Source organism: Clostridium thermarum, from assembly GCF_006351925.1.
In the GTDB taxonomy this organism is placed as follows: Bacteria; Bacillota; Clostridia; order Clostridiales; family Clostridiaceae; genus Clostridium_AU; species Clostridium_AU thermarum.
On record NZ_CP040924.1, the window covers coordinates 3,448,123 to 3,472,500 of the forward strand.

24 protein-coding genes, 2 tRNA genes and 2 rRNA genes (1 of these 28 only partly in view) are annotated in these 24,378 nt (G+C 37.1%); 16 read left to right on the plus strand and 12 right to left on the minus strand.

Features of this window, described 5'->3' with window-relative positions; all coding sequences use genetic code 11:
* Positions 1–171: 171 nt before the first annotated feature.
* The 4 genes from FHY60_RS15890 to purR all read right to left on the minus strand — a co-directional run bounded on the left by FHY60_RS15890 (position 172) and on the right by purR (position 3,882).
* Positions 172–1,131 carry a ribose-phosphate diphosphokinase gene (locus FHY60_RS15890; RefSeq protein WP_139905948.1) on the minus strand — a complete coding sequence of 320 codons (960 nt, stop codon included), beginning with the start codon at positions 1,129–1,131 and terminating at the stop codon, positions 172–174.
* 23 nt (positions 1,132–1,154) lie between these two features.
* The gene (gene glmU, locus FHY60_RS15895; RefSeq protein ID WP_139905949.1) at positions 1,155–2,522 is read right to left on the minus strand and encodes a bifunctional UDP-N-acetylglucosamine diphosphorylase/glucosamine-1-phosphate N-acetyltransferase GlmU; all 1,368 of its coding nucleotides are present in this window, start codon (positions 2,520–2,522) and stop codon (positions 1,155–1,157) included.
* A 149-nt stretch (positions 2,523–2,671) separates the two neighbouring features.
* Complete coding sequence (gene spoVG, locus FHY60_RS15900) at positions 2,672–2,962, minus strand: septation regulator SpoVG (protein ID WP_139905950.1); 291 nt, start codon at positions 2,960–2,962, stop codon at positions 2,672–2,674.
* A gap of 104 nt (positions 2,963–3,066) precedes the next feature.
* On the minus strand, positions 3,067–3,882 hold the full coding sequence (purR, locus tag FHY60_RS15905) for a pur operon repressor (protein WP_139905951.1): 816 nt from the start codon (positions 3,880–3,882) through the stop codon (positions 3,067–3,069).
* 359 nt (positions 3,883–4,241) lie between these two features.
* On the opposite strand from purR, the gene murC reads away from it, so the two are divergent.
* Positions 4,242–5,618: a UDP-N-acetylmuramate--L-alanine ligase gene (gene murC / locus FHY60_RS15910; protein WP_139905952.1), complete on the plus strand. Its 1,377-nt coding sequence runs from the start codon at positions 4,242–4,244 to the stop codon at positions 5,616–5,618.
* Between the two features lie 237 nt (positions 5,619–5,855).
* On the opposite strand, the gene FHY60_RS18550 is transcribed toward murC, so the two are convergent.
* Complete coding sequence (locus tag FHY60_RS18550; protein ID WP_279230417.1) at positions 5,856–5,981, minus strand: hypothetical protein; 126 nt, start codon at positions 5,979–5,981, stop codon at positions 5,856–5,858.
* A 95-nt stretch (positions 5,982–6,076) separates the two neighbouring features.
* Between FHY60_RS18550 and FHY60_RS15915 the strand changes: the two genes are divergently transcribed.
* The 4 genes from FHY60_RS15915 (at position 6,077) to FHY60_RS15930 (ending at position 11,564) form a co-directional block, all read left to right on the plus strand.
* Complete coding sequence (locus FHY60_RS15915; RefSeq protein WP_139905953.1) at positions 6,077–7,819, plus strand: ABC transporter ATP-binding protein; 1,743 nt, start codon at positions 6,077–6,079, stop codon at positions 7,817–7,819.
* Positions 7,819–9,612, plus strand: a complete 1,794-nt coding sequence (locus tag FHY60_RS15920; RefSeq protein WP_139905954.1) for an ABC transporter ATP-binding protein — start codon at positions 7,819–7,821, stop codon at positions 9,610–9,612. Before FHY60_RS15915 ends, FHY60_RS15920 begins: the two co-directional genes overlap by 1 nt.
* A 282-nt stretch (positions 9,613–9,894) precedes the next feature.
* On the plus strand, positions 9,895–11,064 hold the full coding sequence (locus FHY60_RS15925; RefSeq protein WP_139905955.1) for an iron-containing alcohol dehydrogenase: 1,170 nt from the start codon (positions 9,895–9,897) through the stop codon (positions 11,062–11,064).
* Positions 11,065–11,249: 185 nt separating this feature from the next.
* The gene (locus tag FHY60_RS15930) at positions 11,250–11,564 is read left to right on the plus strand and encodes a hypothetical protein (RefSeq protein WP_139905956.1); all 315 of its coding nucleotides are present in this window, start codon (positions 11,250–11,252) and stop codon (positions 11,562–11,564) included.
* An 88-nt stretch (positions 11,565–11,652) separates the two neighbouring features.
* Here the strand turns inward: FHY60_RS15930 and FHY60_RS15935 are convergent, their stop codons facing one another.
* A complete protein-coding gene (locus tag FHY60_RS15935; RefSeq protein WP_139905957.1) occupies positions 11,653–12,087 on the minus strand; it encodes a hydrogenase maturation protease in 435 nt (144 codons plus the stop codon).
* On the minus strand, positions 12,084–13,388 hold the full coding sequence (locus FHY60_RS15940; RefSeq protein WP_139905958.1) for a nickel-dependent hydrogenase large subunit: 1,305 nt from the start codon (positions 13,386–13,388) through the stop codon (positions 12,084–12,086). The genes FHY60_RS15935 and FHY60_RS15940 overlap by 4 nt, the downstream gene beginning before the upstream one ends.
* A gap of 246 nt (positions 13,389–13,634) precedes the next feature.
* On the opposite strand from FHY60_RS15940, the gene FHY60_RS15945 reads away from it, so the two are divergent.
* Positions 13,635–13,707, plus strand: a tRNA-Pro gene (locus FHY60_RS15945).
* A 60-nt stretch (positions 13,708–13,767) separates the two neighbouring features.
* Here the strand turns inward: FHY60_RS15945 and FHY60_RS18555 are convergent.
* On the minus strand, positions 13,768–13,893 hold the full coding sequence (locus tag FHY60_RS18555) for a hypothetical protein (RefSeq protein ID WP_279230418.1): 126 nt from the start codon (positions 13,891–13,893) through the stop codon (positions 13,768–13,770).
* 221 nt (positions 13,894–14,114) lie between these two features.
* Between FHY60_RS18555 and FHY60_RS15950 the strand changes: the two genes are divergently transcribed.
* From FHY60_RS15950 to FHY60_RS15960, 3 genes are all read left to right on the plus strand, one after another.
* Positions 14,115–15,461, plus strand: coding sequence for a [Fe-Fe] hydrogenase large subunit C-terminal domain-containing protein (locus tag FHY60_RS15950; protein WP_139905959.1), 1,347 nt, complete (start codon positions 14,115–14,117; stop codon positions 15,459–15,461).
* Positions 15,462–15,564: 103 nt separating this feature from the next.
* On the plus strand, positions 15,565–16,851 hold the full coding sequence (locus FHY60_RS15955) for a Na+/H+ antiporter NhaC family protein (protein ID WP_243122165.1): 1,287 nt from the start codon (positions 15,565–15,567) through the stop codon (positions 16,849–16,851).
* 51 nt (positions 16,852–16,902) lie between these two features.
* Positions 16,903–17,556, plus strand: coding sequence for an HAD family hydrolase (locus tag FHY60_RS15960; protein ID WP_139905960.1), 654 nt, complete (start codon positions 16,903–16,905; stop codon positions 17,554–17,556).
* Between the two features lie 26 nt (positions 17,557–17,582).
* On the opposite strand, the gene FHY60_RS15965 is transcribed toward FHY60_RS15960, so the two are convergent.
* On the minus strand, positions 17,583–18,329 hold the full coding sequence (locus FHY60_RS15965; protein WP_139905961.1) for a peptidylprolyl isomerase: 747 nt from the start codon (positions 18,327–18,329) through the stop codon (positions 17,583–17,585).
* Between the two features lie 259 nt (positions 18,330–18,588).
* On the opposite strand from FHY60_RS15965, the gene sigY reads away from it, so the two are divergent.
* The 7 genes from sigY (at position 18,589) to bcp (ending at position 22,361) form a co-directional block, all read left to right on the plus strand.
* Complete coding sequence (sigY, locus tag FHY60_RS15970; protein ID WP_139905962.1) at positions 18,589–19,119, plus strand: RNA polymerase sigma factor SigY; 531 nt, start codon at positions 18,589–18,591, stop codon at positions 19,117–19,119.
* Positions 19,119–19,502: a DUF5345 family protein gene (locus FHY60_RS15975; protein ID WP_139905963.1), complete on the plus strand. Its 384-nt coding sequence runs from the start codon at positions 19,119–19,121 to the stop codon at positions 19,500–19,502. Before sigY ends, FHY60_RS15975 begins: the two co-directional genes overlap by 1 nt.
* Positions 19,502–19,717, plus strand: coding sequence for a sigmaY antisigma factor component (locus tag FHY60_RS15980; RefSeq protein WP_139905964.1), 216 nt, complete (start codon positions 19,502–19,504; stop codon positions 19,715–19,717). Before FHY60_RS15975 ends, FHY60_RS15980 begins: the two co-directional genes overlap by 1 nt.
* A 123-nt stretch (positions 19,718–19,840) precedes the next feature.
* A complete protein-coding gene (locus FHY60_RS15985; RefSeq protein ID WP_139905965.1) occupies positions 19,841–20,044 on the plus strand; it encodes a PLD nuclease N-terminal domain-containing protein in 204 nt (67 codons plus the stop codon).
* Between the two features lies 1 nt (position 20,045).
* Positions 20,046–20,972: an ABC transporter ATP-binding protein gene (locus tag FHY60_RS15990; RefSeq protein ID WP_139905966.1), complete on the plus strand. Its 927-nt coding sequence runs from the start codon at positions 20,046–20,048 to the stop codon at positions 20,970–20,972.
* Positions 20,959–21,726: an ABC transporter permease gene (locus FHY60_RS15995; protein ID WP_139905967.1), complete on the plus strand. Its 768-nt coding sequence runs from the start codon at positions 20,959–20,961 to the stop codon at positions 21,724–21,726. Before FHY60_RS15990 ends, FHY60_RS15995 begins: the two co-directional genes overlap by 14 nt.
* A 161-nt stretch (positions 21,727–21,887) precedes the next feature.
* Positions 21,888–22,361 (plus strand): thioredoxin-dependent thiol peroxidase, encoded by a 474-nt coding sequence (gene bcp, locus FHY60_RS16000; RefSeq protein WP_139905968.1) that lies wholly within the window; start codon positions 21,888–21,890, stop codon positions 22,359–22,361.
* Positions 22,362–22,394: 33 nt separating this feature from the next.
* Here the strand turns inward: bcp and FHY60_RS16005 are convergent.
* The 3 genes from FHY60_RS16005 to FHY60_RS16015 form a co-directional block, all read right to left on the minus strand.
* Positions 22,395–22,470, minus strand: a tRNA-Phe gene (locus tag FHY60_RS16005).
* A gap of 28 nt (positions 22,471–22,498) precedes the next feature.
* Positions 22,499–22,615 (minus strand): 5S ribosomal RNA (rrf, locus tag FHY60_RS16010).
* 46 nt (positions 22,616–22,661) lie between these two features.
* Positions 22,662–24,378: ribosomal RNA gene (locus FHY60_RS16015) — 23S ribosomal RNA — on the minus strand (it continues 1,234 nt past the right edge of the window).

Consider the following 24,378-nt stretch of genomic DNA (forward strand, 5'->3'; position numbering starts at 1 on the left):
ATCCGTTTAACTTCTACATATATATAATTTAACACATTTACATACCTATTTAGTATACTATATTAAAAATGTTACAAATTATTAACTTAATCAATCAATATTTTTCACTTATTACTCATTATTAAATAAAAAAAAACAGCCTGAGACTTATGGCCCCAGGTTGTTCGTAAATTAATCTTCAAAAAGCTTACTGATTGGCAGATCTTCATAAACCCTCTTAATCGCCTCAGCAAATATAGGTGCTACAGAAAGAGTCCTTATTTTATCTATCATTCTATCTTCTGTCACATTTATTGTATTAAGCATAACCAATTCTTTTATAGCAGAATCTCTTATTCTATCTATTGCAGGTCCGGAAAGTACACCATGGGAACAGCAGGCATAAACTTCTGTAGCTCCCAATTCTGAAAGAGCATTTGCAGCATTAGTTATAGTTCCTGCAGTGTCTATCATATCATCAACCAATATGCAAGTCTTTCCCTTAACCTCTCCAATTATGTTCATTATTTCACACACGTTAGCCCTTGGCCTTCTCTTGTCAATAATAGCAATAGGAGCGTTAAGTTTATCTGCAAATTTTCTAGCTCTTGTTACACTGCCTAAGTCAGGTGATATAACAACAACATCATCGTTGTCCTTGAAGCCTTTTCCCACAAAGTAATTTGAAAGTAATGGTGCCCCCATTAAATTATCCAGTGGTATGTTGAAGTAACCTTGAATCTGTGCCGCATGTAAATCCATTGTTAATACTCTGTCTGCACCGGCAGTTGCTATAAGATCAGCAACTAACTTAGCGGTAATCGGATCTCTTGCCTTAGTCTTTCTATCCTGTCGTGCATATCCATAGTATGGTATAACAGCAGTTATTCTTCCAGCAGAAGCTCTTTTAAAAGCATCCATCATTATTAGAAGTTCCATAAGATTATCATTAACCGGAGCATTGGTAGGCTGAACTACAAAGACGTCAGCACCTCTAACTGTTTCATTGATGTCAACAGATATCTCTCCATCACTGAATTTTCCTACTTTGGATTTCCCCAGGTCTACTCCTAATGCATCTGCTATGTCTTTAGCCAATTGTGGATGTGAGTTCCCTGTAAAGATTTTTATGTTCTTACCATGGGTTATCATTTAGTAAGCCTCCCTTTGTTAATCTATTTATTTGAGTTTCTCCTATTAACCCAACCTTCTATATTTACCTGCTTTGCTCTGGCAATGGCAAGGCTTCCACTGGGTACTTCCCTGGTTATAGTGGAACCTGCAGCAATATATGAATTATCCTTAACTTCTACCGGAGAAACAAGATTTGTGTTACAGCCAATAAAAGCATTGTTGCCAATTATAGTTTTATGTTTTTTCTTTCCATCATAATTTACTACCACTGTACCACAACCAAAATTACAGTCTCTTCCGACCTCAGCATCTCCTATATATGTAAGATGGGACACTTTAGTATTATCACCAATGGTAGATTTCTTAATCTCTACGAAATCTCCAATTCTGGCATTATTGCCTATAACACTTTCAGGCCTTATATATGCATAGGGCCCTACAGTGGTATTTTCTCCGATGGAGCTTTCAAGTATAACAGAGCTTTGAACTGTTACCCCTTTTTCTATAATACTATCCTGTATTCTGTTATTAGGATATATTACACATCCACTCTTTATTATTGTTTTTCCTTGAAGTACATTTCCGGGATATATAAGGGTATCACTTTCTATCTCAACTTCACTATCAATATATGTTGTTTTCGGATCAATTATAGTAACTCCGTTTATCATATGTTTTTTATTTATTCTCTCACGCATAACCTGTTCAGCAACGGCTAATTCAACTCTGGAATTAACGCCTAAAGTCTCTTCAAAATCAGTGGTTAGAGCGCCTACTCTCTTACCTTCACTTTTTAGGATAGCTATGACATCTGTAAGGTAGTATTCCCCTTGAGCATTGTCATTGGTAAGCTTATTTAAACTCTCCAGCAAACTCTCTATATCAAAAACATACATTCCTGCATTAACTTCCTTAACCAATAATTGTTCCTCAGTGCAGTCCTTATGTTCAACTATTTTTTCTACGCCTTCTGCATCCCTGATAATTCTTCCGTAACCTTGAGGATTTTCCATGATTGATGTCAATATAACCGCACTATAGCCGCCCTCTTCATGGTGCTTTATCAAGCTTTGTACTGTTTCTACCTTGATAAGTGGAGCATCACCTGTAAAAATGGCCACAGCCCCCTTTTTCCCCTGCAGAAAATCTTTAGCACAAATAACGGCATGTCCTGTTCCTAATTGTTTGTCCTGAAAACTGTAGGAAACCTGTCGGGAACTTGTCATTTCCTTAACCTTATCAGCACCTTTACCAACAATCACATTGACTTCCTCTAAACCTGCAGCCCTCATAGTATCGATAACGTGATTAACCATTTCCTTACCGCATACTTTATGAAGCACTTTCGGAAGTTCAGATTTCATCCTTTTACCTTCCCCTGCTGCAAGTATCACAGCACATTTATACATATTAACACCTCTCCACGGCACTTTTGTACAGCTTTATACATAAAGCCCCTTACTATCCTCATATATTATATTTTATAGTATTCCCTTTTTCAACCTTTATACTGTTTTTAGAAAATTTGAAAAAATAAAAAGGAGTATACAACTCCTTTTTATTCCTCAACACTTTCTGCAGCTTCAGGTTCTTCATTTTTAACCTTAGCATACTCTTCCAAAATTGCATTTTGGATTTTTTCTCTTGTATCTGTATTGATAGGATGTGCTATGTCCTTAAACTCTCCATCCGGAGTCTTTCTGCTGGGCATAGCTATGAATAAGCCATTTTGTCCTTCTATAACCTTTATATCATGAACTACAAATTCATTGTCAAAGGTAACAGAAACGATAGCCTTCATCTTTCCATCGGCTGCAATTTTTCTAATTCTAACATCAGTTATCTGCATTTAAAATCCACCTCCGTGATGCTTTATGTCTATATTAGTTCTCTATGGATTTGAAATTTCCTCTTTTTTTTAATAAAAAAATATCAAATTTTTTGAATATTTTTTTATTTGTAAAACTTTGACGGTGAAAATATTGCTTTTCCTTCATTATTTATACCGCAGTAATCTATTATGGACATGTAATCTCGTACAAGTTTCTTGGGAGTATCAACATTGTCAACAAGCACACCAATCCCCACAAGCTGGCTTTCGAATTCTTTTAAAAGCTCTAGTATACCTAAAGCGGTTCCTCCCGCCTTCATAAAGTCATCAATAAATATACAGTTGCTTCCCTTTTTAATTGACCGCTTTGCCAAAGACATGTTTTGAATTCTTCCGCTGCTTCCGGTTACGTAATTTATGGTAACAGTAGGCCCCTCAGTAACCTTATTATCCCTTCTGACAATCACTAATTGTACCGCAAGATTTTTAGCTACCTCATAGGCTAAGGGAATACCTTTTGTTTCAACAGTGACTACGTAATCAAGTGGAAGATCTTTAAATTGATATGCCAATATTGCTCCAGCTTTTTGTATGACCTGAGGATTATACATAATATCTGTCATATAGATAAAATTTCCCGGTATGATTCTACTGCTATCTGCCATGGCCTCGCACAACTCTGCAGCAAACTTTTTACACTCTTCTTCTCCTACTCCGACCACATATTTTACTCCTCCGGCAGCACCGGCTATTGTTTCTACGCTTCCAATATTTAAAGCACTGAAAGATTGTTTTATCATAACAATGTCTTCACTGATAGTTGACTTTGCAGCATTCAGCATTTCAGTAAAAGTATTTAAATTAATAACCTTATTAGGATTTTCTACAAGTATCTTTGTTATAGCTGAAATTCTATTATTTCTGCTAAACTTATCCACGTTATCACCACACCAATCACGAATTATATTGTTTTTTACAATATTATTATTCATATTTTATTCTAATTTCTGAACAATATCAATAGAAAGGCTTTAAAATATTTGATTGCTGCAACCATATTCAACAATACTACATGTTCATATCGAACATTATGAATAATGGGCACAAACTTATCAAGTTTATATAGTTTTGGGACAATATTTTCATAGGCGGAATATAATAAGTATATATGTATTACCATTAAAATCCATATTTTGCTGAAGTGATGTTTTTTTTATTAAAAAATTGTATATAATATTAAGGAATATATTTCCCATATTTTTCATAAAACTTTTATTATTTTTAAGGAGTGATATTTTTGACTTTCGACTTAGACGGAGATATTAATAAAAGGGTTCATTTCATCGGCATTGGCGGTATAAGCATGAGCGCTCTTGCCCAAATTTTACTAGAAAGAGGCTATAAAGTTTCCGGATCAGATATGAAGAGTTCTAATATAATAAAAAAACTTAAGGATAAAGGTGCTGAGATTTACATAGGTCATCATGCTGACAATGTCCTTTCCTCTGACCTTGTAGTATATACCGCAGCAGTTTCCATGGAAAATCCGGAAATCCTTAAAGCATCGGAACTTAATATTCCAATAATGGACAGGGCGGAGTTTTTAGGCGCTATTATGAAAGGTCATAGATATAATATTGCTGTCACCGGAACCCATGGTAAAACCACCACCACATCTATGATATCTCATATTTTATTGGAAGCACAGGTTGACCCTACTATATTAGTAGGCGGAGAACTAGATTTAATTGATGGGAATGTCCGCACTGGGAAAAGCGAATATTTTATTACTGAGGCTTGTGAATATAAAGGGTCCTTTCTAAAGTTCTATCCGTATATGGGGATAATACTAAATATTGATGCTGATCACCTTGATTATTACAGAGATATTGATCATATAAAGGATACCTTTGAACAATTTACAAAGCTTATACCTAAAGAGGGCTATTTCATCGGAAATACTGAGGATGAGCGAGTAAAGGAGCTCATGGATAAATGTAGCTGTAATACTGTCAGCTATGGCTTCAATAAAGGAACACTTCAGGCTCATAACATAAGCTTTAACCATAAAGGCTGCCCATCCTTTGATGTTATTCATGAGAGGAAATTTCTCTTCCGTATAACTCTCAGCGTACCAGGAAAGCATAATGTATTAAATTCCTTGGCAGCTATAGGTTCAGCTTTGGCCTTGAATATAGATAAGCAGCATATAATTCAAGGGCTTCTCTCCTATGGAGGTACCCATAAGAGGTTTGAGCTGAAGGGTGTAAAAAACGGTGTCACCGTTATCGATGATTACGCTCATCATCCTACAGAAATAAAGGCTACTCTAAGTACAGCAAAAAACTATCCTCATAAGAGAATTCTGTGTGTATTTCAACCACATACTTATTCCAGAACTCTTGCCTTGCTAGATGACTTTGTGGAAAGCTTTTATGATGCTGACGAGGTTATTCTGGCCGATATATATGCAGCCAGGGAAAAAGATACAGGAATTATAAGTTCTGATAAACTTGGTGACAGGCTAAGAGAAAAGTCCGTAAAATGTACAAATATTCATAGCTTTAAAGATATTGCAGCTTACTTAGAAGCAAATGCCCGTGAGGGGGACCTTATCCTGACCCTTGGCGCCGGAGATATAGTAAAGGTAGGTGAAGAGTTTCTTCAATTATAAATATAATAGTATAATAAAAAAATAATAACTTTTTAGAAAATCTATTGACATATTAAGGCAAAAGTAGTATCCTGTAATGGTATTATAATAATAAAAAAGGAGGTAGGAACGATGTTAACAGTAAAATTTGGACTTGCAATGAACGGCAACTTAAGAGCGTTTAATTCCTGTAGTTTTGCTTTTGCAAGAAATATCGGTAGCCCTATCTCTAGAAAAAATAGCCATTAAAGGTATTATTTATAGAGTACGCTGTGATTTGTTAAATTGCGGCCATGGGCTATCACCCATGGCCTTTTTATATCCTTCAGGGACTTCTTTTGCCTGGAGCTTATACTGCCATGGGATACCCATGGCTTTTTTCATTTAAGCTATTCTTAATTCAACACCATCTGCTGTCAAATACATATATGAAAATAATAGGACAGCAGAGTATCATCAACAAGAGGGGGGAATAATTTATGAAAAGACTCTTTAACTACGTGCTGAGGTACAAAGCACTCATAATCGTACCAAGTTTGGCCATGTTGGTAAGCATACTACTTGACATGTTCAATCCTTATCTTTCCAAAGTCATTGTAGATCAAATCATAACAGATGGACAAACTCAACTGTTAGCATCAGTGATGCTTGCCCTACTCGGAATAACGCTGGCTAGAGCAATCTTGGGATATGTAAAAGAATATCTCTTTGATGCACTTTCAGCAAAGGTCAATATCGATATAAAGCAGGATCTCTTTGATCATATTCAAAGTCTTCCCTTCAGTTACTTCGACAATATGAATACCGGAGAGCTGATGTCCAGAATCAACGAAGATGTAGAAAATATTTGGAGAACTATCTCCTTTGGCCTTCGACTATTCGTTGAGAATATTATTTACTTTGTTTTAGCTACATCAATACTCTTTTACTACAGTTGGAAGCTGGCAGTTGCTTGTTTAGTAATTATGATTCCAATAGCTTATATAGCAATTAAATTTGAGAAGAAAATTGGTGAAACTTACGAAAAGTTAAGCGATCAGGGGGCAGAGCTTAATACTGCCGCTCAGGAAAACATAGCCGGTGTAAGACTTGTTAAGGCCTTTGCCAGAGAAAAGCATGAAATTCTAAAGTTCTTAAACCTAAACAAAGAAAACTATAAGCTTAATATGGAGCAATCCTCTGTGGTGGGTAAGTACTTTCCACAGATAGAATTTCTAACAAACCTATCCCTGGTTATAATGGTCGTTCTTGGAGGAGCTCTAATAATATGGGGAAATGATGGTCTCACCATTGGTACACTGGTAGCCTTTAACGGCTATATATGGATGCTTATATGGCCTATGAGAAATCTGGGTTGGCTCACAAATATGCTGGCACAAAACAGTGCTTCAGCCAAGAAGATATTTGCAATATTAGATACAAAATCTGATATAAAAAACAGCGAAAACCCAGTTATTCCTGAAGAAATTAAGGGTCATATTACATTTGATAACGTAAGCTTTAAGTACAATAATCAAGAAGTATTAGACAATATCAACCTTGATATTAAAGCCGGCAGTACTGTAGCTATCATGGGAACTACCGGTTCCGGTAAGACCTCTATCATAAATCTTATTGGAAGATATTACGATGTGTCTGAAGGCTCTCTAACCATTGACAGCACAGACGTAAAGGACCTTGACCTTAAAACATTGAGAGAGCATATGTCTATAGTTCCTCAAGATACCTTCCTTTTCTCTGACACAATAGCAGAAAATATAAGGATGGGTAACAGGAATGCCTCCATGGAACAGATAATAAAGGCCTGTGAAATGGCTTGTGCCATGGAATTTATAAATGACTTAGAAGACGGCTTCGACACTCTCATTGGCGAAAGAGGTATAGGCTTATCCGGTGGTCAGAAGCAAAGACTTGCCATAGCAAGAGCCTTAGTACGAAAGTCCAGCATCATGATTTTAGACGATGCTACTTCTGCTTTGGATATGGAAACAGAGTACCAGCTTCTTAAGAATCTAAACTCCCTTCATAAAGAAGCCACTACCTTTATCATTGCCCACAGAATTTCAGCAGTTAAAAATGCTGACATCATACTGTATATGGAAAATGGTAGAATCCTCGAAAAAGGTACTCATCAAGAACTGTTAGCTCTTCGTGGAAAGTACTATGAAATTTATTGTGATCAATTTAAAGATTTTGAAGATGTAGAAAGTGAGGTGGTATAATGGCCAGAAATACAGTAAAACAAGATGAAGACGTACAGAAGCACTCTAAAAGAGAAATTATCATGAGGCTTTCAAAATACTTGAGGCCTTATACAAAACAGGTTACCTTGGTTGTAGCCCTTCTGATCTTTGTTATGCTTACTGGTATTGTTAATCCTTACCTTTTAAAGATAGCCATTGATGAAAATATACAAAATAGTGACTTACGTGGGCTGTTGATTATCGGCGGAGTTATGTTGGTATTAAACTATCTGGCTCTCATAGCTTCCAGAGTGAGAATAAAGGTTATGGCCTCAGTTACTAACAATATTTTAGTAAACATCCGTCATGAACTTTACAGCCATATACAAAAGTTGTCCTTTTCTTTCTTTGATAACAGGCCTGTTGGAAAGATCCTAGCTAGAGTTATTGGGGATGTAAGTGCTCTGCAGGACTTATTTAACAACAGCGTAACAAGCTTTATTCCTGAGCTATTAAGCCTGATTTGCGTTGGAATAATGATGTTTACTATGAACTATAAACTGGCGCTTTTATCAGTAGCAATACTTCCTCTTTTGTCAGTTGCAATGTTCCTTATTGAAACCAGAAGCCGAAAGAGATGGCAGGAGTTTAGGAAAAAACGTTCTAATATAAATGCCTTTACCCATGAGGATTTCTCCGGTATAAAAATTGTACAAGGTTTCGCTTCTGAAGAGCACTCTTCAAAAACCTTTAACTCCTTGTCAAGGTCCATGATGGAATCCTTTATGCATGCAGTGAAGCTTAACGATTTGTTCTGGCCGCTGGTAGAAATATCCTGGGGTATCGGATCCTTAATAGTTTACTGGTATAGTGTTTATCTGCTTGGACTAAATGATGGCAACATAACCGTAGGAACCGTAATTGCCTTCTCCTCTTACATTGGTATGTTCTGGAGACCAATTATGAATATCAGTAATTTCTATAACACTCTTATTACTAACTTTGCTGCTGCAGAAAGAATCTTTGATATCATGGATATACAGCCGGATATAACAGATTCTGCCACAGATGTAAAAATGCCAAAGATTAAGGGTAATGTAGAATTCAAGAATGTAACCTTCTGTTACGAAGAAGGGGTTAAGGTTCTAGATGATGTAAGCTTTAAAATACCGGCAGGAGAAACAGTGGCTCTTGTAGGTGCTACCGGAGCCGGTAAGACTACAATAGTTAACCTTATAAGCAGATTCTACGATGTAACTTCCGGTGAAGTGCTAATAGACGGTACCGATGTACGTTCCGTTGAACTCGAATCCTTAAGGAGTCAGATGGGTATTATGCTTCAGGATACCTTCTTATTCTCTACTACTATTAAGGAAAATATAAGATACGGAAAACTGGATGCCACCGATGAAGAAGTTATTGCTGCAGCTAAAGCAGTTAATGCTCACGAATTCATTATGAAACTTCCTAAGGGCTATGAAACCGACGTAAACGAAAGAGGTTCCAGATTATCTGTTGGACAGAGACAGTTGATCTCCTTCGCCAGAGCACTGCTGGCTAACCCAAGAATATTGATCTTAGACGAAGCAACTTCAAACATAGACACAGCTACAGAGAGATTAGTGCAAAAGGGTATCCAAAAGCTGCTTTACGGCAGAACCTCCTTTGTAATCGCTCATAGACTATCCACCATAAGAGACTGTGACAGAATTATGGTTGTGGACGATGGAAGGATCAAAGAATCCGGTACTCATGAGGAACTTATGAAGCTAAAAGGCAGTTACTATAATCTCTATATGTCTCAATACAAGTTCCTGAACGAAGGTGCTTAGACAAATTAGTAATTAGTAAGTAATAATTAGTAATTATGGTTGAGATTCGGTCCATGGCCGAATCTCTTTTATTTTATATAAATTAAAATGGCTTTTCTTCCCTACACTAAGAAAAGCTTTCCTTAATTACTCATTACACATTACTAATTACTCATTATATAGATAATCTTATCTCTTTGCTGCATATCAACAAGATAAATTATAGAATAATACATTCTTTATCCATAAAATTATATATATAATATAGGTATATAGGTTAAATATATAATTAGGGGTGATTTTGTGGAAAACTTTGTATTTCATAATCCTACAAAAATAATCTTTGGTAAGGGAACTGAAAGTAGTGTAGGTGCGGAAGTTAAAAACTACACTGACCGTATACTGCTGTGCTATGGAGGAGGCAGTATAAAAAAGACAGGCTTATATGATAGAGTGATTTCTTCACTAAAGGAAAACAACATAGAATATGTTGAGCTCTCAGGTGTGCAGCCGAATCCCAGACTTAGTCTTGTTCAGGAAGGAATAAAGCTGTGCCGTGAAAATAATATTAACTTTATTTTGGCTGTTGGCGGCGGCAGTGTTATAGATACTGCTAAGGCAATTGCTGTTGGCGTTCCCTACGAAGGCAACGTGTGGGACTTTTACATTGGTAAGGCTCAAGTAAAAACCGCCCTTCCTGTTGGTACTGTATTGACAATACCTGCAGCAGGCAGTGAATCCAGCAACAGTTCTGTTATCACTAACGAAGAAGGCTGGTTCAAAAAGGGATTAACTACACACCACATATATCCGGTATTCTCTATTTTAAATCCTGAACTTACATATACTTTACCTGCCTATCAAACAGCTTGTGGTGTAGCTGACATGATGGCTCATATTATGGAGAGATATTTTACAAATGTTAAAAATGTAGATCTTACTGATAGACTTTGTGAGGCCACTTTAAGAACCATTATAAATTATGCTCCTAAAGCCATAGCAAATCCTGAGGATTACACTGCAAGGGCTGAAGTTATGTGGGCCGGTACAGTGGCACATAATAATATGTTGGAACCAGGAAGAATTGGTGACTGGGCTTCCCACGGTATCGAGCATGAATTAAGCGCAATTTATGATATTGCTCACGGCGCAGGACTTTCAATCATATTCCCTGCTTGGATGAAGTATGTTTACAAGCATGATATAAACCGTTTTGTTCAATTTGCTGTAAGGGTTTGGGACGTTGATTTATCATATACTTCACCGGAAGAAGTAGTTTTAGAGGGAATCCGCAGAATTACAAAATTCTTCAGAAGTATTGGCCTACCTGTAACCTTAAGAGATGCAAATATTACAGAAGATAGATTCGAAGAAATGGCTGATAAGTGTACTAACTATGGTAAATGGACACTCGGTAACTTTGTAAAACTTGGCCGTGAAGATATAATCAACATATACAAACTAGCAAAATAGAAATAAAAGGCTGTTGCAGAAAATAACGCAACAGCCTTTTTCTATTTAATTTTATAAATAGTAGAAATTCATCCTTACTAAATTTTCTCAATAATAACTAATTACTCATTATTAATTATAAAAAGTTGGTAATACTAAGCTTAGAATAAAATTTAAAACAATTGATATCTTATGGAGGTGTTGGTATGGTAAATTTCTTAATATCTGCTGCTGTTAATGCAGTTCTTATTCTAATTTTCTTCTTTGTGTTTAAAGCTGTTATCAGTGGTCCTACAAGACACAGAATATACGAAAAATTCATGAGTTCTTTTGCAAAGTTTGTTGTCTACATATTTATCGGTTCCGTTGTAATTACCGGTGGAACAGCTTTAATACTGTATAAAACAAATTATGTGGCCTATATAAATATAGTAGCACCGGCATTAGTATCTGTATTAGTAGGCTTCGTTGCTTCAACTGTACCTGTAAAAGGTGCCGGAGATGAAAAAATCAAACCTTAATATATTAAAAAAGAGGCTGTTTCTTAACTGGCTTTGTCAATTTAAGACAGCCCCTTTGTTTTCAAACTTAAAACAGGCATCAAAATTTTTATAATATTAATTTTATAATATGATTGCAAATACCATCAATTTTTTTTAATAGAGTCTTACTAAGACCCCTCTCCATTTCGATACTTTCAATTTCTATACCAATTAAAAACACACGAATCTTCTTACCATAAGTCATTAATATATCTATCAGATTAAATCCATGCATGGAATAAGCAATATATTTTCTGTCCTTTTTTCCATTAAGTTCACTAAAGGTTATACTGCCCGGTGCGATACCATAATAGGTAGAGTCCATGATATACACTTCATCCCCGGGCTGTATTCTTTCAGTACAAGAATCAATATCGGTTTCAGCCATTATTACTTCAACTTCTTTTTCAAGCAGCACTCTTCTGATTCTTTCTCCCACCTCTAAAGCTACCCCGTCATCCTGCATAGAACTATTTCCTATAGCTATTAGCTTTTTTGTCATATAATCTGATATTCAAAGCTACCTTTTGAAGTAGTAACTTGTGCAGTGCAAGGCATGCAGGGGTCAAAGCTTCTTATAATCCTTCCAATTTCCACTGGTATTTGTTCATTTTCTATATTTGTTCCTAATAGTGCCTTTTCTAAAACTCCTTTTTCTCCTACAGAATCCCCTGAACTTAAATTCCATGAATTGGGTGTCATTATTTCATAACCTCTTATTTTCTTGTTTTCTATAGATATCCAATGCCCTAAAGCACCACTTGCAGTATCCCTCAAAGCCTTTCCACAGGCCTTACTCGGCGTTTCGTAACTTTGCTTATGCTTCGGTGTAAATTCCATCATTGGCATAAGTTTTTGCATAGTAACAGCTATCCTATAGCACTCTAAAACTCTGGCCTTTAATCTATCCATAACAGAGTTACCGCCATCATATTCACCAGCCAGCTTCATTCTGGCCATGGGTCCTACCTCCATGGAACATCCATCATATCTTCCGGAATAGATTTGGATTTTTTCTTCATCCAATTCTTCAAACTTGCCTCTTATCTTTACGGAGGGCTTCACGTAATAAATTTCTCCATTACAATATGCATCATTTATACCATAGCTTAAATAGTTGTCCCCGGTATCCCCCTTTGAGAAGTAATCATCATAATACATAGCTATAATTTCCATATCCTCCAGCATAACCTCTCTAATGAAATCCGTTATGTTTCTTAACAAGGAATTAATCTCTACATATTGAGATACATCGAAATTAACTGTATTACCTCCCAAATATATCCCATAACTTCCAGGCCCTTTATTGTTAAACATTTCAAGCATTTGATGTGCCATACAGCTGTATCTGAGTCCTTGTACATAATGCCCCGAGAGCCTCTCATTCACAAAATGGGGTAGCCTGTATTCAATGAATTCTTCATTAAGATTGGACAGTATTGATGGCCCTTTTATATAATCCGGCAGTACAAAGGTGTAAAAATGCCTTATATGACTTTGAAGAAATTCACAACCGTGAATAAAACTTCTTATAACATCACTATTATGATCACAAATAATTTCTAAGGCGCTTTCAACAGCCATTGTTGAGACATAGCTGTGGGCAGTGGGACAAACTCCATAGATTTTCTGTGAAAATTCTACCACTTCTAAAGGGTTCTTGCCCTTAAGAATAATCCCAAGATCTAGGATTGTGTTCTCCATGCATTTTGCCTCTGTAATCCTATTTCTGTCAATAATAACTTCAACCTTTAATAATCCACTAAACTGTGTTACAGAATCAATCATTATCTCCCGTGACATATTTCAACTCCTTCATTAGAATAGTAAAGGTCTTAATTGGTAATAAGAGCCTTTAGCTTCTGCAATAATTCCCCCTATCTTATTGCTACTTTATGTATATGACATACAACAATTAAAAAGAATTTTTTAATCAATTTTATTTTTAAAAAACAAAAGGACACACCATCGGTGTATCCCTTAAAATTAGCTTATAATTTCAAAAAATTAATTGAATTTTATAATCTGATTATATATAATATTGTTTATCGGGGTGTAGCGCAGATGGTAGCGCGCTGCGTTCGGGACGCAGAGGTCGCAGGTTCAAGTCCTGTCACCCCGACTTCTGGACCGTAAGGGTCTTTTTTATTGCCTTCAAATCTATATTATCATTCTAATCTCATTAAACCTTATTTCCCTCTTCATAGTTCATTTCTTCTTCCCATTGATCTGCCCTGCCTGCCGCCTTGCAGAGTGACAAGGTAATAATTACTCCTAATAAAATAACTGAGATTATAACGTAAATCATCTTTTATCACCACACACTTTCTTAGTAAAAATATATTCAATATAGTTTCTTCAATTAGAGCATTTTTTATGCATAAAGTTTGAGTAAAATTATGAAAATAAATTTATCTTATGCCTAATTAAAGTTAGCTAGATGGATATACTTATATATGTATTATCTTTGAGATTTGCCCATGCAGGTTAATGAGATACTACATAAAAATACTTTTAGGAGTGATTACTGTGCATGATAAACATAGAGAGCTGTTTAAGAAAATAATAAAGGCTTACTATGAGGATAACTTTGAGGAAAGTATTAAGGCATTGATGGAGAAAGAAAAGATTAATAAGTCTCAACTCTTTAAGACAATATCTAATTTATGTGGTGTTGATTTAGACTATGATGAGAATTACATAGAGAACCTTAAAAAGGCAATCTCAGCCTATAAATTAGAGCACAAAGTAGTGGATAGGACGGTAAGCTGTGATGGTCATTGTAAAGATGAATCCGGTCTCACCAATTGTCAACGTACCTGTCCTTTTGACGCTGTTATGATAGACCCCAATACAGGTAAAACCTACATAGATCCTGAAAGATGCGAGGACTGCGGTGTGTGCGTAGAAGCCTGTGAAAACGGTCATATCATGGATAGGACTGAGTTTATTCCTTTTGCTCATCTTCTCAAAGAAAAGGTTCCGGTGATAGCAGCTGTAGCTCCGGCAATATACGGTCAATTTGGTGAAAATGTAACTTTAAACCAGCTTAGAACCGCCTTTAAAAGAATTGGGTTTACAGATATGGTTGAAGTAGCCTTCTTTGCAGATATGCTGACTCTTAAAGAAGCCGTTGAATTTGACCATCATGTACACCACAAAGATGACTTTCTTATCACTTCTTGCTGCTGTCCAATGTGGGTAGCAATGATTAGAAGAGTATACAATGAAATGGTTAAACACGTATCCCCTTCTGTATCTCCAATGATCGCTGCTGGTAGAGTACTAAAAAAACTTAATCCAGAAGTAAAAGTAGTATTTATTGGCCCCTGCATAGCTAAAAAAGCTGAAGCAAAGGAAAAAGACCTGCTAGGTGACATAGATTATGTGCTGACCTTTGAAGAGCTTAAAACTATTTTTGAAGCTCTTGAGATAAATCCTGCTGAGCTGCCGGAGACTTACACTGTAGAATATGCTTCCAGAGGAGGGCGTTTGTATGGTAGAACTGCTGGTGTATCAACTGCTGTAAGTGAAGCTATTAAAAGAATGTTCCCTGATAAGCATAAAGAAGTGAGGACAGTTCAGGCCCATGGTGTACCAAATTGCAAAGAACTTCTATCAAAGCTCCAGCGTGGAGAAATTGATGCAAACTTTATAGAAGGTATGGGATGTGTTGGAGGCTGTGTAGGTGGCCCAAAGCGAATTATTTCCATGGAACTTGGCAGAGATAGGCTAAATTCCCTGTGCGATAATTCAGAAATAAAAGTTGCCATAGATAGTGATGTAATGAAAGACGTTTTAAAGAAAATTGGAATTACTTCCGTAGATGATATAAAGAAAGGAAGAAATATGGAGTTGTTTGAAAGGGTCTTCTAAATTGTCTATATTGTATCTCCCTATTATCGATATATTTTACTTCATTGACATACTAACTGTTACTTGATACAATTATGTAGAATTTTTGTTAGGGGGACTGCTCTTGAATACAACAAACAAAGGAAAATTATCCGCTTTACTTCCTCTATTAGTTTTCATTATTATATTTGTAGCTTTATCTGTTATATCAGGGGACTTCTATGCTGTACCGGTTATTGTACCCTTCCTAATTGCGGCCATTGTTGCATTGTTTATGAACAGAAAGCTCTCTATTAACCAAAAGCTAGATATCTTTTGTAAGGGCGCCGGTGAAGGTAATATTATATTGATGTGTCTTATATTTATACTTGCCGGTGCCTTTGCTGAAATAGCCAAGGCTATGGGAGCTGTTGAGGCCACTGTGAACCTTGGTCTAACCTATATCCCCAGTAATATTCTTGTATCCGGTATATTCATAATAGCCTGTTTCATATCTCTGTCTATCGGAACTTCTATGGGAACTATCGCAACACTGGTACCTATAGCGGTAGGGATTTCTCAAAAGACAGGTATACCCATGGCCTTAATCGTAGGCGCCGTAGTAGGTGGCTCAATGTTTGGAGATAACTTATCAATGATATCTGACACCACTATAGCTGCAACCAAAACACAAGGTTGCGAAATGAAGGACAAGTTCCGAATGAACTTCTTTATAGTGCTCCCGGCAGCTATTATAAGTGCCATAATATTTGGTGTTATTTCTATAGGCAAAGGTTCAGCAATGGATATAAGCTATAGCTACGATTTAATAAAGGTTGTTCCCTATATATCTGTTCTTATAGCAGCTCTATTCGGTGTAAATGTATTGTACGTATTAATTGGGGGCAGTGTATTTTCAGGGATCATTGGAATGGCATATGGCGCCTTTGATATTGTGGGTCTAATGCAGGCAGCTGCCAAGGGCATAAGTGGAATGTCTGAATTAATCATTATCTCTTTAATCATTGGCGGTATGGTTGAGCTTATGAAATACAATGGCGGCATAGACTTTATACTAAACTTAGTTACAAGGGGTGTAAAATCAAAGACCGGTGCGGAGCTGGGTATTGCTGCCCTTGTTAGTCTTGTAGATATTTGCACAGCTAATAATACCATAGCAATTGTTACTGTAGGCCCCATAGCCAAGGACATTGCAGACCAGTATGGGGTTGAACCAAAAAGAAGTGCAAGCATTTTGGATATGTTCTCCTGTGTATTTCAAGGCATAATCCCATACGGAGCCCAACTTCTATCAGCTGCCAGTCTTGCAGGCTTGAGTTCTCTATCCATCATGCGCTATTTATATTATCCCTATTTGATGGGTATATGTGCTTTAATTACAATAATATTTTCTCCCAGACTGAAAAAGTGATATTTGTCCTATATCACTTTTTTTGTGCTATAATACTTATGAGGTGATTAAATGCTACAGGATATTAAAGCAGCAATCTTCGATTTAGATGGAACTCTAGTGGACTCTATGTGGGTGTGGGAAAAGATAGATATAGATTACCTGCAGCTTAAGGGGCATGAAATACCGGAAGGTATCCGGGATGATATAGCACATCTCAGTTTCGAAGAAACTGCAATATATTTCAAAAACAGATTTAACATAGAGGAATCCATCGAAGAGATAATGGAGACTTGGCATAATATGGCCCTGGACGAATACCGTACCAGTGTAAAGCTTAAAGCCGGTGCAAGAGAATTTCTAGCACTATTAAAGGCTAAAAAAATCAAAATTGGATTGGCCACCAGCAATTCTAACACCTTGCTGGAAATAGCCTTAAAAAATAATGGCATATACGAATTTTTCGATGTGATAACAACAACAAACGAAGTCAGCAGGGGCAAGGATTTTCCTGACGTATACCTTCTTACCGCTGAAAGATTAAAGGTAGATCCCCATCAATGTATTGTTTTTGAAGACATACTTCCTGCAGTATTGGGAGCCAAGGCTGCTGGCATGAAGGTTGTGGGGGTTTTTGACAAGGCCGCTCAGCATCAATGGAGTGAAATTTTAAGTATTGCTGATAAGACTATTAAAGACTATAATGAACTTGACTTAGCTGTATAAAAAACACGGTTGCCCGTGTTTTTTTATTATTTATATTCTACAGTATACTTCTTCTTTAAGCTTTCAACATATGCTCCATATATTTGATTTTGCTTTTGATTTTTCAATCTCTCAATAATTTCAGGCTTGGCTTCCTCTAAGCTCTTTAGGCATGCTGGCTTTTTCTCCATTACTTGAATTATATGATAACCAAACTGTGTCTTTACAGGTTCACTAATCTCTCCAACCTCTAATCCAAAGGCAGCTTCTTCAAATTCTGGTACCATTCTTCCCTTGGTAAAGAAGCCTAATTCACCGCCTCTTTCCTTTGATGGGCATGTTGAGTATGTAGCTGCTGCTTCAGCAAAATCCATACCATTTTTCAATTTGCTCAATATCTCATTAGCCTGATCTAATTCCGAAACCAATATGTGTCTGGCACTCACCCCATCTTGCTGTAAAAACAGACTCATATTATCCTTATAGAATTTACCAGCCTCTTCATCAGTAACCACAGTCTGGGATAATACCTTGTGTATAGCATACTGAGTAAGCAACTCTCTTTTTATATTCTCCAACTGCATAACAAATACAGGATCCTTATCCAAACCATTTTTTAATGCATCTTTATTTACTAATTCAAAAGTAACAATTTGATCAAGCAGCTGCTTTTTACCTTCTTCCGTACTAAAGGCTTGTTGCCTTTCCTTAGGCATTCTCACAAAGGTATTATATAAATCCCTCTCTGTAATCTCAACGCCCTCAACTACCGCAAGTATTTTACCGTTATCCATGAAAATATTCTCCTTACATAATAATATTAAGTAACTACTTTATTTTAACATTACACTATTTTGCTGTCAAACATAGGTGTAAAGCTTTCCATGAATAAAAAATATTTTCTTACTTTCTCCTTTTGTTGAACTTTTTGATGGATTTAGCGTTTAAAAAATGATAGCCTTATATCCGTAGAAATTTATATAGATGTGAATCCGGATATGCTATATTATAATCAATAACCTACAGCACTTCGATATAAGGATGGAGATTTTTTTGGATGAGCTTGCATTAATTGACCAATCTAAAAAAGGTGATAAGTGGGCAATGAATGAATTGTTAAAAATCAATTATCCCATGCTATCAGGTTACGTACTAAAACTAACCTGTGATGCTCACCTGGCACAGGATATCATTCAGGAGACTTTACTCAAGGCCGTAGTGAACATAAGCAAATATAAGCCTATAGGTAAATTCTCAACATGGCTGATAACCATTGCTACTAATACCTTCAGGGATTACTTGAGAAAAAACAAGCATTTTGAGACCTTAGAGGAAAATTATCAGTGGGACAATTCCAATCCCGAAAATCTAGTTTTAGAAAAACTGGAGTATAAAAGAATAATGAAAATATTATCTGAATTACCCTATGAAAAAAGAGCTGTTTTTATATTAAAACATTATTATGGATACAAATATGAAGAAATTGCTGAAGTATTGAAATGCCCCGTTGGAACTGTCAGATCCAGGCTTCACAATGGTATAAAATATATACTGTCAGAATTTGAGAAGGAGGATGAAGAATAATGAAGGATAAAGACCTTGAAAGATATATAGATGAATATTATACCCATAAAGAAAGCAGTTCAAAACCTGAGATTAATCATGAAAATGCCATGCTTTATTCCACTCTCGACAATATGGATGCAATTAATATTTTGAACTTTGATAATAACATAGATATCATGGGAATAATCCAAGAGGGTGAGAAAGTAACAGTCAAAAGAAAACAAAAAAAAGAATTTTTATTATTTATTTTTTCCGCCTTCTTAATTATCAATATTATATTCTTTGCCCTTATTTACATCAACAAAGATATTTTTATTTATGTGCAGTTGGCCATTACAATTTTTCTCCCCTTTATTTTAATTCCTTTTTCATATTTTAAGACAGTAAAGGAGGATATGTAATGAAGGAAGTATCTACGACAACTTTATTAACAGTCCTGATAATAGTAATCCCACTTTTGCTCATACAAGCCTCTTGGATATTTCAAGATGCAAGAAAACGGCGCGAAAAGTATTATTGGCTTTGGGGATTATTTGGCCTTATAAATGTTCCTCAAAGTTTAATAATATATCTCATAGTTACAAGAATAATATTAGATAGGAATAAAAGGAAATAAATCTGTTATAAAGTATATAATCATAGAAATTCCATGCTTTTTAATGAACTTTTTGTTTAACTGATCGTTAAATTAATATAAATCATAGAATTAAATATTAAGTTTAAATAGGAGGTTTCTCATATGGATATTAGCATAGGTACAGACCTATTAAAGTTTCTTGCTCCACTAATAATACTGCAGCTGATACTTGTCCTTGTGTGTATCAGAAGTATCATAAAAGATGAGGTAAACTATCTTCCCAAATGGGCTTGGATACTGATTGTTTGTACTTTCAATTTCTTTGGTCCAATAATCTATTTATTTATCGGTAGAAAGAGGTATTAATATGCTTAAGGTGAAGAATCTAGTTAAAAATTACGGGGAACTCAATGTATTAAAAAATATAAGTTTCGAGGTTGAAAAAGGTAAAGTCTATGGTTTCCTTGGACAAAATGGTGCTGGAAAGACTACAACCATGAATATATTAACCGGTCTAATAAACTATGACGGTGGGGAAATTTATTTAGACGGTGAGAAATTTGATAAAAACAAGAGACATCTGTTAAAGAAGGTTGGCTACCTTCCTCAAAGTCCCGTATTTTATGGCTATATGACTGCTTATGAATACTTAAATTTCATTGGAGAACTAAGCGGTATGTCCGCCACAAAGATTAAGAGTAAAAGTGCAGAATTAATTGAGACCATGGGATTAAAAGATGCAGCCCACAGAAAGATCGGTGGTTATTCCGGAGGTATGAAGCAGCGTTTTGGACTAGCTGTATCTTTATTTAATGACCCAGAACTGCTAATCTTGGATGAACCTACCTCAGCCCTGGACCCTGAGGGAAGGGCTGAGATCTTACATCTGATAAGTAACCTAAAAAAGAGAGGCCTAACAGTATTTTTATCTACTCATATATTGAGTGACGTAGAAAGAGTATGCGATGAGGTAAGTATTATTCATAAGGGTGAAATTCTAATATCAGATAACCTTAACCACCTAAAGAATCAATATATTCAACCGGTGTTTGATATAGAGTTTGAAAATGAATGCAGTAATCTGAAGGAAATTTTGTGCAACATCCCTTGGATACAAAGGGTTAAAATAGCAGAACGGAAGGCCAGTATTTATGTGACCAGCTTAGACCATTCAAAGAAAGACCTGTTTCAAATTCTATCGGAATATGACAATACCTGTATTAGCTATAATTTAAGAAAAAGTGATTTAGAAGATATTTTCATAAGGTTGGTGAACAATAATGGCAACATTTAAAGCTTACTTTAAAAAAGAAATTTTAGAATCCAAGAGACAATTTAGATATCTTATCGTATTTCTGGCTTTTGCTTTCCTTGCCCTATCCAACCCAATAGTGCTGAAGCTTATGCCAAAAATATTGGAAAGCAGTGGCATGAGCGGTATGGAAGGATTGTTAAGCGCCCTCCCCTCTGATAAGACTTCTGTGATGCAAGGTGTAATAAGTGACTTTTTCCAAACCGGTATACTTGTTATGGTATTCACCTTTTGCAATATCCTAAGTGAAGAGTTAAGAAGCGAGAAATTTGTCTTGCCTTTCTCCAAAGGGGCAGATGCAAAATATATAGTACTTGCTAAGGTATTACACTACTCACTATTAATACTCGCTGCAGTTTGCCTTGGCTTATTTTTAAATTACTACTATGTTGGGCTAATGTTTGATAAGGGTATATCTCCTCCTATCTCCGGTGTTTTATTCTCAGCTTTACTTATATCCCTATTCTTCATATACAATTTTATGCTCACTATGTTCTTCTCTCTAATATTTAAAAAAGGTATCTTAGCCGGGATAGTTGTGGCTGCAATACAATACTTTTCTGTTCTTCCCTCTAAGATAGAAGCAATAGAAGACTTTATCCCTTACAATTTACTGGTTAGCGCCGGAAACTTCACAGTGTCCAATATGACTTTTCCTATAATTATCGTTATAATTTATATTGTTGCTCTGGCAATATTAAACTCTATAATATTAAAGAAGAAGGAAATCATATAGATTTAAGATAATGAGATTTATTAAAGGAATGTTGTATAATAAAAGATAATTACGTATCAACGCAATTTCCTTCTATTGTACCCTATTCTTTACACGTCTTGCTTCGTAATAACTGTTATTATATAATAGCTTCATATACTTATATAAATTGAGGTGATCTAATGAACAATATAGAAGTAATAGAAGGACAGATGGCTCCAGATTTTTCTCTCATGGGATCAGATAATAAAAGTCACTCCTTATCAGATTATAGAGGGTCAAATATAGTTTTATATTTTTATCCCAAGGACAATACACCTGGCTGTACCTTAGAAGCCCAGGATTTTAGAGATAATATTGAGAAATTTAAAGAGTTAAATACTGTAGTATTAGGCGTAAGCCGTGATTCTTTAAGCTCTCACGAAAAGTTTATTACTAAGCAATGTCTCCCGTTTATTTTACTCAGTGATGATAATGAAGAAGTATGTAATTTATATGGGGTACTTAAGGAAAAGACCCTGTATGGAAAGAAACACATAGGAATAGAGAGAAGTACCTTTATAATAGATACTGAGGGAGTATTGAGGAGGGCTTATAGAAAAGTAAAAGTTGATGGTCATGTAGAACATATTATAGAATATCTTCGTTCCCTATAAAGAAAAAGCTTGAGTTCAATACTCAAGCTTTTTTGGTGGCTAGACCAGGAATCGAACCAGGGACACGAGGATTTTCAGTCCTCTGCTCTACCGACTGAGCTATCTAGCCATACATATGTAATTAAGCCTTTCGGCTAACCTGGCAACGTCCTACTCTTCCACTCAGTCTCCCGAGCAGTACCATCGGCGCTGTGAGTCTTAACCATCGTGTTCGGAATGGGAACGGGTGTAACCCTCACGCTATCATCACCAGATATCAGAGAAGTTTGTTCTCTGAAAATTGCACATAAGAATGTGTTTTAGGTCAAGTCCTCGACCTATTAGTACTAGTCAGCTGCACACATTACTGTGCTTACACCTCTAGCCTATCAACCTTGTGTTCTTCAAGGGGTCTTACTGACTTACGTCATGGGAAATCTTATCTTGAGGTGGGCTTCACGCTTAGATGCTTTCAGCGTTTATCCCGTCCCGACATAGCTACCCAGCGGTGCTCCTGGCAGAACAACTGGTACACCAGAGGTCAGTCCATCCCGGTCCTCTCGTACTAAGGACAGCTCCTCTCAAATTTCCTACGCCCGCGACGGATAGGGACCGAACTGTCTCACGACGTTCTGAACCCAGCTCGCGTGCCGCTTTAATGGGCGAACAGCCCAACCCTTGGGACCTACTTCAGCCCCAGGATGCGACGAGCCGACATCGAGGTGCCAAACCTCCCCGTCGATGTGGACTCTTGGGGGAGATCAGCCTGTTATCCCCGAGGTAGCTTTTATCCGTTGAGCGATGGCCCTCCCACGAGGTACCACCGGATCACTAAGTCCGACTTTCGTCCCTGCTCCACTTGTGGGTGTCGCAGTCAGGCTCCCTTCTGCCTTTACACTCTACGAACGATTTCCAACCGTTCTGAGGGAACCTTTGAGCGCCTCCGTTACTTTTTAGGAGGCGACCGCCCCAGTCAAACTGCCCACCTAACAATGTCCCGTCACCAGCTTCATGGTGTCCGGTTAGAATCTCAGTATCATCAGGGTGGTATCCCAAGGTCGACTCCACAAAGGCTGACGCCCTTGCTTCCAAGTCTCCCACCTATCCTGTACAGATAATACCGAAACTCAATGCTAAGCTACAGTAAAGCTCTACGGGGTCTTTCCGTCCAATCGCGGGTAGCAAGCATCTTCACTTGCACTACAATTTCGCCGGATTTGCAGTTGAGACAGTGCCCAAATCATTACGCCATTCGTGCGGGTCGGAACTTACCCGACAAGGAATTTCGCTACCTTAGGACCGTTATAGTTACGGCCGCCGTTTACTGGGGCTTAAGTTCATGCCTTCGCTTGCGCTAAGCAATCCCCTTAACCTTCCAGCACCGGGCAGGCGTCAGCCCCTATACATCAGCTTACGCTTTAGCAGAGACCTGTGTTTTTGCTAAACAGTTGCTTGGGCCTATTCTCTGCGGCCTACTCGCGTAGGCACCCCTTCTCCCGAAGTTACGGGGTCAATTTGCCGAGTTCCTTAACTGCAATTCTTCCGCTGGTCTTAGGATTCTCTCCTCACCTACCTGTGTCGGTTTGCGGTACGGGCACTACTTCACTCCCTAGAGGCTTTTCTTGGCAGCGTGGAATCAGATACTTCGCTACTAAATTTCGCTCCCCATCACACCTCAGCATTGAACAGACGGATTTGCCTATCTGTTCTGCCTAGATGCTTAGACCCACATCCAATAGTGGGCACATCCTATCCTCCTGCGTCACCCCATCGGTAATAACGCGTCATAGTGGTATCGGAATATCAACCGATTGTCCATCGCCTACGCCTCTCGGCCTCGGCTTAGGTCCCGACTAACCCTGGGAGGACGAGCCTTCCCCAGGAAACCTTAGGTTTTCGACCAAAGAGATTCTCACTCTTTTCTCGCTACTTATTCCAGCATTCTCTCTCCTGTACAGTCCACCACTCCTTTCGGTATGACTTCAGCCCGTACAGGATGCTCCTCTACCGCTGACGCGCAAGCGTCAACCCGTAGCTT